The sequence below is a fragment of the Thiorhodococcus drewsii AZ1 genome (assembly GCF_000224065.1).
GTDB lineage: Bacteria > Pseudomonadota > Gammaproteobacteria > Chromatiales > Chromatiaceae > Imhoffiella > Imhoffiella drewsii.
Genome location: NZ_AFWT01000074.1, coordinates 1 through 6,543, shown reverse-complemented (window position 1 = coordinate 6,543; position 6,543 = coordinate 1). Strand labels below are relative to the sequence as shown.

Below are 6,543 nucleotides of genomic sequence, written 5' to 3'. Positions count from 1 at the left end.
TCTTTCTCCCGCCCTATGCGCTAAACCTCAATCTGATCGAGCGATTCTGGAAGTATTTTAAAAAGATAGTGCTCTATAACCGCTATTTTGAGTCGTTCGCCGACTTCAAAGCGGCTTGCGAGAATTTCTTTCGTCACCCGAACCAATATCGTGGTGACCTACGATCGTTGCTGACGGAAAACTTCGCCATTGTCGGCGAGTAAAAACCGAAAAATTGGTATTAGCTCGGTATAGCCGGTGGTTGTTTAGTTCGATATCTAGGGTTCAAACCATCTCATTGCACACATGTTCATAAGTAACGAATCAAAAATTAACTATACGTTGCAATGAACCTTCTGGCCGCTAGAGCAACTCCCTTTGGAGCCATCTCATTAAACACATCTTCATAAGTTATGAGATTCTTTGGCGTATTTGATCCCGGCTGCCACGTCTCTGATGCGCTGCAGTCCGAGCCAAATGCTCTTCACACCAGGCTCGCCATCGCCCTTGCGTCCGAGAAATCCGCCCTGGCGGGCGATCAAGCGCAACACATCGTTGAGTCGCGGAGCTCAGTACAGTACAAAACGAATAGCTCCCCCAGCTAATACAGCACGCGACTCACGTCATGCTGGACGTTGAACGGTCGCCCATCAAGCATGAAACCGAGGACGCAGAGCAGTTCGGCAGCGAAACTGGCCTGCAGGGTGATGAGGCGCTGAAGGAGGTCGAGTCCGTAGCGAAAGAAGCTGAACTGAGGGCGCTCGAGTGTTTTTTGGCGAATCGGCTGTTGCTCGTGCGCCCAGACACCGGCATGAACCGCCCACAGGGTGGTGAGCGTCAGCAGCGCGAACAGTCGCTCGAGGCGCTCGGGCTTGGTGAGATGGGTCTCTTCGAGGTGGAACCCGTGCGATTTCAAGGCGGCAAACAGGGTTTCGATGGTCCAGCGCTGGGCATACTCCTCAATGGCCTGGCGGCTGTAGGACTCGCTGACGATGAGCAGCCATTCATTGGTTTCCAGGCGTTTGGCACTGAGAAAGACTTTCTGCCCCCAGAGCCGGCGCGGCTGACGCAGCACCCGTGTGCCCCCGACGGCCAGGGTCTGGAATTCGCGCAGCAGCGGATAGGCCCCCTTGGTGGACGTGAGGTTGACGTTGGCCTTCAGGCGCAAGCGAAATGGCAGCTCGCGCCGCAGGAGATACGCCAGCCAATCGCGCCCGACGAACTCACGATCGGCCAACAGGAAGGCCACTGGCTGACCCGGAAAGGTCGCGAAAAAGCGCTCCATCAGCGCGATGCGCTCGTTGGTGTTGGAGTTGCCGGCCTTGGGTAAAGCGGTCCACAGCAAGGGGATCGCCAATCCTCGGTAGGCGACACCGAGCACCAGCAGATTGATCTCGGCACGTCCGAGTTTCCAGTTGGTGCGATCGAGCGTCAGCACCCATGGCTGCTGCGCGGGCAGGAGATCGCCAACCGTGCGGGCGATGTCCGACTGATCAATCGTGAAGGAGCGCATGAAGCGCTGTAACCGGATGTAGTTCGAACTGGGCTTCGCGCGGCTCGAGAGCACCGGCGCCAGGCGGGCCAGGTTGACCGAGCGCACTTGCAGGACGGCCAGGATGAAACGGGCGAGAAAATCGAGACGAGAGCCATGCCAGTCGAGGTGTGTGGCAAGCAGGGTTCGGAGCAGCTTGACAGAGCGGGCTTCGGACATCGTAACGTTGGGGGCAGAATCATCAAGATGATGTCATTATAATCAAAAGCTTAATTTGAAATGCACTGTACTGAGGTCGCGGAGACTGCTTGGGCACGGGCTTCTTGGCCAGAATGTAGGCCGCTTGCCACTCCTCAGGTTCGAGCAGCAGCGAGGCATCCAGGTCTGGCACGGTGCGTCCCAGTCGCATCAGTCGGGCGATGCGCCATCCCACCACCAGAAACAGCACGAAGGCGCGCTGCAGGCGCTCGACAGTGCCCAGTTGCAGGGCCTCGACACGACAGGCTTCCTTGAGGACCAAGAACAGCAGCTCGATTTCCCAGCGCGCCCGATACCATTCGATCAGTTCGACAGCGGCCTCGAGCGTCTCGGCGCTGCGGTTGGTCAACAGACGCCATTCAATCGGTTTGACTCCTTTGGGGGCGTCCGCTAGAGTTAATGTCAAATCTGGTGTATGGCCCCTCATCAGGCGGCGATCCGATCTGACTGATCGTTCACTTGCTCTCCATCGCGGAACGGGACGTTATTGACGACCAGTTCCAACTTTCCAAATCCCTTGATGCGTCTCCAGTTCTTCTGCGCTGACTGGAGCAGCTTGAAGACCATCGCCAACGTGGTCTCGCGTGCCCCGCAGTTGCGGGTGCGGTTGGTGCGTAGGCGCACGGTGGCGAAGGTCGATTCGATCGGGTTGGTGGTGCGAATATGCACCCAATGCTCGGCCGGATAGTCGTAGAAGGCGAGCAAGGTCTCCCGATCCTTGGCCAGGCAAGCCATGGCCTTCGGATATTTGGCATCGAAGCGCTTGAGGGCGCGCTCGAATGCCTGGTTGGCCGATGTGCGGGTCTCGGCCATCCAGATCTCCTGCAGGTCCGCCTTGACCTTCGGCTGCACGGACTTGGGCAGCTTGGCGAGCACATTGGCTGTCTTGTGCACCCAGCAGCGCTGGTGGACGGTGTCCGGATAGGCCTTGGCGAGCGCCTTCCAGAATCCCAGCGCCCCGTCGCCCACGGCGAGCTTGGGGCCGGCCGTCAGTCCACGCGCGCGCAGGCTGGTAAGCACTTCGCCCCAACTGGCCTCGGACTCCCGATAGCCATCCTCGACGGCGACCAGTTCCTTGTATCCATGCTCGGTGACGCCGACGATCACCAGCAGGCACACCCGATCATCCTGGCGCACATTGCTGTAGACGCCGTCGGCCCACCAATAGACGTAACGCCGATCGCTGAGGTCGCGCTGACTCCAGCGCCGATGCTCTTCGCTCCACTGCTGCTTGAGACGCACAATGGTGTTGGCCGACAGCCCCTTGGCCCGATCGCCGAGCAACGCCGCAAGCGCTTCCTGATAGTCCCCGGTCGAGATCCCCTTGAGGTAGAGCCAGGGGATCAGTTCCTCGACACTGCGCGAGCGCTTCAGATACGGCGGCAGCAGGCTCGAGTGGAAGATCGCTCCACTACCACTGCGGTCACGGACCTTCGGCACCTTCACCGCGACGTCTCCCAGGCCCGTCTGCACCGTCCGTTCGGGCAGGTAGCCGTTGCGGACCACCGCTCGGCGCCCATCCTCAAGTCGCTGATCGGCATGCCCGGCCAGAAAGCTCGCCAACTCCGCCTCGACGGCCTGAGCGATGAGCTCGCGCGCCCCCTTCCTGAGCAACGCATGCAGCGGGTCGTGCCCCTCGATTTCTGGTTGTGAAAGAACTTCAAGCGTAGACTCGGTCATGGCGTATCCACCTCTGTCGTCTGTGATCTTGGTCGTGACCAGTCGGCAGGATACGCCATCCCTCCTCGGGCTCCTGTACACCAGAAATCACAATAACTCGGACGACTACTGGAGACAGCTTAAGGAAACAATTTCCAGTCAATCCCAACAATCCACTCTCAAATCACTTTCCATTCTCTTTATAGCGATGGTAGTGCCAATAGTCGCATTTCCTCGGCGGCGTCTGTTTAAGCTAAATCTTTACTTAGTTCACCCAGAAGCGCCCAATCCGTATCCGAATCGGTCGCGCGCCAACCCCCGCGAACTCCATTTGGCCTTGCGTATGGTCCACCCGCATATGCGCCGGTCATTGCTGCGCGACTTGCCGCAAAGCGGCAAGTGGATTGCTCTGACAACTCGCTTTGACGGTGGGGCTCCGCTAGCACCGGACGCGGTTCTCTTGCAGCAATGCACCCGACTGTTGCGCTATGCATTCTTATCTCGGCTCTCGAAAAGGTCGTCAGAGGTGGAAGAAAACTCGTTGCCGAACATCGAGACCCTTGTACCTAGAAACGAATGGAGCCTGAGCCATTTATCCGACCCGAAGCCGGAGATCCATATCTCGAGGGAGGCTTTGAACGTTCAACGCACACTTGTGAACGTTTACATGCATTATGTCCAACTCAGAGTATATCTGTTCCTGGTACTTTTCTTCGTCGGTTGGGCTCTATTCTTCGAACTCAGCACGAAAGTTAAAGTTATCGCGGTGCTACTAAGCCTCGTTTGGCTAGGTTTGTCGGTCGTATTGTATCGTAGCCAGCGGCGCGATGTTGCGGACTGGCTAGATCGTAGCGATCCTGAGATTACCTTAGCTCCTACTTACGAGTTCGACCAGCAGAAGCGCGTATGGTGTTACATTTGGCCAAGCGCTTTCTCTGGCGATGGGGAGTGGGAGGTCGGCTCGGGCTTTGAGAAAGGGCTATCGATCGCTGTTACCGTGCTGCTCGGTCTACCTTACGTTTATCGATATTCTCGGTTAAAAAACGTGCAGGCGCATAATGTCAAACGAGTATTCGCACATATGTTCGGATTCAGCGATACGGCAGGCCTGGTTTCTATTCTCCGATCTCAATACGCGATTCAACATTCTTAACGAAGAATGTTGTCATCTCCAGGATACGGTCTGGGGTCTGCTTGAGAACCCGCCCGAGACGCGCAGTCCAGATAAGCGATTGATTGATTTCCGCCAGTGCGATGCGGAACCTGGCGACGGACCCAACGATACGCACTGGGCACTTCTATCTACGCTTCAGCGCGCGCTGCGGAGCCTTTATAACTATCTAGGGAGCGTCGCCATCGCGATCGAGCAAAACCAGATGGGGTGTCGAGATCGCTTTCGCGACTTATGTCATCGACGTGACCACCGCTCGTTCTTCTGGTTTTGTGCCCAGCGCGACGCTTTCGTAAATGATCAATTCGAAACCTATACAGCACAGTTGGAGCACGCACACGTCAAGCTGATACAGATCGCTGAAAATGCTCCTGGTACCTTGCCGCAGCCTACACTTCTGCGACGGTGGAGTTCGGCGCTCTACGGAGACTTTCTGTCGGCATACAGCCGACATGTGGATTGGGAAACTGCAGTCCTCGCATCCTATGAAAGCAGCAGTGGCAGCGGAGCGGATCCCGAGTTTGCGAGGCAGCGTGGGAAGGAGTATTTCATCCACTCTTGGGCGCACATACCTGCAAGCCGAATGCGTTCTCACCGTTTGACGAGGGATCACTTCGGTAAGGACTTTGGCCCTTTTCGCTCTATCCGAAGCGCCTTTTTCTATCTGGAGATGCCACTATTGTTTCCTCTCCTGTACCACGAGTGCGCGCACGCGCATCTCGACGGCGAGAGTGATAAGGCAACCGCCTTCTTCCGTGCACGTTTAGTTTTAACCGATCACCTCTGGGAGTCCGCACAGCACGATACAGTACTGCCGCAGCGCCGTTCGACTTGGCTTGAACTCACTGGTGAAATATGGGCGGACGCAATGTCTGTCGCCCTGTGCGGGGTTGGTTACGTGGCAGCGCTTGCCATGCAATTGTTTGCTAAAAACGAAGGGGTTTTTTTCGAGCGCTCCAGCAGTGAGGTCGGTATTGATGAGCTCGGATTGCCGGGTCGTAGGATTTGGGAGCCGTTGGAGTTGATTGACGAGCGCACCTTCTGGGAAGTCAGATTGCGCATCACACTTTGGCTTTGCAGAGATCTCCACGGTGAAACACTCGACCTGGAAATGCGGGATTGGCTTGAAGGCGTCGAAGAAGCGATGGAGGCCCAATACCAGGGAGGTTTAGCGGCTTTCGCGGAATGTCGGGAACATTTTGAGCAGTGGCGGTATCGCCGTATCGTTTCCGACAAAGTACTCGAAGTCGCTCAGGAGGTTATTCGCCCCTGGATCCCTAGGCTAAGCAGACATACCGCAATCTCTGACGCGTATAGGATTTCAGATCCGGTAGCTGCCGCCATCAAGCGTGCGATAGGTGGGTTGCACAAGGACATATTTGGGGAGGAAGGCGTATCGTCTTGCGATCCCGGATCGATGCGAATCGACCAGGTCGCGCTGTATGCGAAGTGGTGCTTTTCCAAAGGGGCACTCACCAAACTAAACAACCACCGGCTAAAAGCCGGTGGGTTTGAGTAACGGACTGAAAGTCCGGATACGCGTCGACTGAACGACGCGTCTAGGGCTCCACTCGAAATTCAGCCGCTGGGTCCGGCTCAAAATGATGCTCCAGGTACTGTTTTATCATCTCCTCGCTCAGCTCGCCAACGGTGGCACAAAAGTATCCACGCGCCCAAAAGTGCCGCCCCCAGTTAAAGTGGACCCCATGTCCAGGACAGTTTTCCCCCGAATTTAAGTTGTACTGGCCACCTCAATCGCAGCGGTTTGGCGCTGCCCCAGTGTTGTCTCGCCGAAGCGATCGACGATCTTGGCCCCACCCCCGTTTCCCGATCGGTAGACCGCATCAGGCGTGAGGTACCCCAGGGATTGGTGGGGGCGCTCTCCGTTGTAGAAGGCGAAATACTCAGTCAACCCCCAGGAGCAGCTCGGGCAAGCTGGCGTAGCCTTTGAGGTAAATATCCTCGTACTTGACGCTGCGCCACA

General features: G+C 56.8%; 5 protein-coding genes and 4 pseudogenes. 3 read left to right on the top strand and 6 right to left on the bottom strand.

Features of this window, described 5'->3' with window-relative positions:
- Positions 1 to 203: transposase (locus THIDRDRAFT_RS22605; protein ID WP_007043252.1), on the top strand; the 203-nt coding region annotated here is incomplete at its 5' end.
- Between the two features lie 180 nt (positions 204 to 383).
- Here THIDRDRAFT_RS22605 and THIDRDRAFT_RS25090 read toward each other — a convergent pair.
- From THIDRDRAFT_RS25090 to THIDRDRAFT_RS22585, 4 genes and pseudogenes are all read right to left on the bottom strand, one after another.
- Positions 384 to 545: pseudogene (locus tag THIDRDRAFT_RS25090) on the bottom strand (IS4 family transposase); the annotation flags it as partial.
- A 35-nt stretch (positions 546 to 580) separates the two neighbouring features.
- Complete coding sequence (locus THIDRDRAFT_RS22595; protein ID WP_007043251.1) at positions 581 to 1,690, bottom strand: IS4 family transposase; 1,110 nt, start codon at positions 1,688 to 1,690, stop codon at positions 581 to 583.
- A gap of 79 nt (positions 1,691 to 1,769) precedes the next feature.
- A pseudogene (locus THIDRDRAFT_RS22590) lies at positions 1,770 to 2,114 on the bottom strand (IS4 family transposase); the annotation flags it as partial.
- Between the two features lie 41 nt (positions 2,115 to 2,155).
- Entirely contained in the window at positions 2,156 to 3,409 is a 1,254-nt protein-coding gene (locus THIDRDRAFT_RS22585) for an IS256 family transposase (RefSeq protein WP_007043249.1), read from the bottom strand.
- Here THIDRDRAFT_RS22585 and THIDRDRAFT_RS22580 point away from each other — a divergent pair.
- Together THIDRDRAFT_RS22580 and THIDRDRAFT_RS22575 are read left to right on the top strand one after the other, a co-directional pair.
- Positions 3,408 to 4,541 carry a hypothetical protein gene (locus THIDRDRAFT_RS22580; RefSeq protein WP_139058878.1) on the top strand — a complete coding sequence of 378 codons (1,134 nt, stop codon included), beginning with the start codon at positions 3,408 to 3,410 and terminating at the stop codon, positions 4,539 to 4,541. The genes THIDRDRAFT_RS22585 and THIDRDRAFT_RS22580 overlap by 2 nt on opposite strands.
- Positions 4,542 to 4,620: 79 nt before the next feature.
- Entirely contained in the window at positions 4,621 to 6,078 is a 1,458-nt protein-coding gene (locus THIDRDRAFT_RS22575) for a hypothetical protein (RefSeq protein ID WP_040845886.1), read from the top strand.
- 40 nt (positions 6,079 to 6,118) lie between these two features.
- Here the strand turns inward: THIDRDRAFT_RS22575 and THIDRDRAFT_RS25085 are convergent.
- Both THIDRDRAFT_RS25085 and THIDRDRAFT_RS22570 read right to left on the bottom strand, forming a co-directional pair.
- Positions 6,119 to 6,250 (bottom strand): annotated as a pseudogene (locus tag THIDRDRAFT_RS25085) (transposase); the annotation flags it as partial.
- A 41-nt stretch (positions 6,251 to 6,291) separates the two neighbouring features.
- Positions 6,292 to 6,543, bottom strand: a pseudogene (locus tag THIDRDRAFT_RS22570) (integrase core domain-containing protein); the annotation flags it as partial.

Coding starts and splice junctions, on each gene's coding strand:
- THIDRDRAFT_RS22595 (WP_007043251.1), bottom strand. CDS start 1,690: ATGTCCGAAGCCCGCTCTGTCAAGCTGCTCCGAACCCTGCTTGCCACA.
- THIDRDRAFT_RS22585 (WP_007043249.1), bottom strand. CDS start 3,409: ATGACCGAGTCTACGCTTGAAGTTCTTTCACAACCAGAAATCGAGGGG.
- THIDRDRAFT_RS22580 (WP_139058878.1), top strand. CDS start 3,408: ATGGCGTATCCACCTCTGTCGTCTGTGATCTTGGTCGTGACCAGTCGG.